Raw genomic sequence first — 1,452 nt, 5'->3', positions numbered from 1 at the left:
CCAATAAAGAAAAAGAAGAATATACCCTTATTTGATGTTGAGAAAAAGTACAATAAAATGATTGGAAAAATACGAGTTGTGATCGAACACATCAATAGTCAATTGAAAACATTTAGAATATTAAGTGAACGCTATCGAAATAGACGGAAAAGATTCGGTTTACGCATTAACTTAATCGCTGCACTGGTAAACCGGATAAATTTTCAATAATGACTTTCGCAAGAGATCTATTAAAAGAAACAAAAAAAGCTTTGAAGCAAAACCAAAAAGATCTTGAATTGAGTAGGAATGAGTTAAGAAATAGTAATGAGCAACTTAAACTATCTGCTCAAGCACAAATTGAAATCGAGAAAACTCAAAAAATCCAACAATTTGATATGTTATTTATGACATTACTATCAGAGTTAAATTTAATGAATACTAACTTTATAGAAAAAGAAAAAATTTTAGATTTTTATAAAATTTTGAGTCAAATAATAAAATAGAATATAAACAAGTAGATTTAAGAAAAAATATCAATTAACGCGATATTTTATTATTCTCTATCAAGTTTTAAAACAAATTAATGATACTAATTTTTTTAAGAATGAAGAAAAGAAAAAATATAGTAATATTGTACGAGCTTCATTAGAAAATTCATTATTACAGTTATTAATGCTTAATTGTAATTGTGAAGGTTATGACGATGATTTTAAAGAATTCTATATCCTTTTTGAAAAGTTCTCATTCTTAGAGCATATGGATTTTCACGATCTGACTAGTGAAAATTATAAATTAAATTTTGATTTACTTTTATGTTTAAAAAATTATAAAAAAGAAGTATTTGGTAAAAGCATTTACTTAGATGACGTAAAAAAGGTTTGGTACTATTCAATAGTTAATAAAAATATTTCAACAAACAGTAAATATCAGTTTTTCTTGAGATTGATATATAGAAAACCATTTATTTTGTCTAGAGAAATTGATGGATTTAAGATTATGCTAGATTTTATCAGATATAGAGGAAGATTTGTAAAATTGCATATTTTTGAAATATCATCGAATATTGAAGAGTCTTTTATAATTGACTTAGCTAACCTTAATATAAGTTTTCACAGTAATAGCATCTATGCTAGTGTAAAAGTGGAAGAAATGGAAATTAGATTTGTAATAGATAAAGATGATACTGTTGCTTATGTAAAATTCAATTTTGATTTTTATAGAGAACTATCTTTTAAGAGCAGTTTTCAATATTTTAATGAAATTGATTTGAAAAAAGCTATTTAATAATTTTTATTAAAATTCAAATAAATAGAAAAAAGGAAGCCGAAGCTCACTGCTGTCCCATAGTTTGATTTAAATAAAAAAACCTGAGTCCGAACAGTTAAAATATGAGTGCAAACAAACACTTTAACGACCAGGATTCAGGTTTTGTCACATCAGAATACCGTATTTCATCAGTTAATTAAACCA

At 25.1% G+C, this 1,452-nt stretch carries 2 protein-coding genes and 1 pseudogene; all 3 read left to right on the top strand.

Translation table 11 applies throughout. The annotated features are described in order from the left end of the window. On the top strand, nt 1-210 hold a 210-nt coding region (locus tag E0409_RS16395; protein WP_165541356.1), incomplete at its 5' end, for a transposase family protein. Next, nucleotides 210-485 carry a hypothetical protein gene (locus tag E0409_RS16390; RefSeq protein WP_131292624.1) on the top strand — a complete coding sequence of 92 codons (276 nt, stop codon included), beginning with the start codon at nt 210-212 and terminating at the stop codon, nt 483-485. The genes E0409_RS16395 and E0409_RS16390, both read left to right, overlap by 1 nt. 34 nt (nt 486-519) lie before the next feature. Beyond that, nucleotides 520-1,266: pseudogene (locus E0409_RS16385) on the top strand (putative phage abortive infection protein); the annotation flags it as partial. Between the last annotated feature and the right edge of the window lie 186 nt (nt 1,267-1,452).

The organism is Acinetobacter sp. ANC 4862, from assembly GCF_004336635.1.
Classification (GTDB): Bacteria; Pseudomonadota; Gammaproteobacteria; order Pseudomonadales; family Moraxellaceae; genus Acinetobacter.
The sequence above is the reverse complement of the archived record's forward strand: the minus strand, read 5'-3'. Positions and strand labels throughout refer to the sequence as shown.

Bases quoted from the DNA above. Each gene is read 5' to 3' on its own strand.
- E0409_RS16390 (WP_131292624.1), top strand. From the start codon at position 210: ATGACTTTCGCAAGAGATCTATTAAAAGAAACAAAAAAAGCTTTGAAG.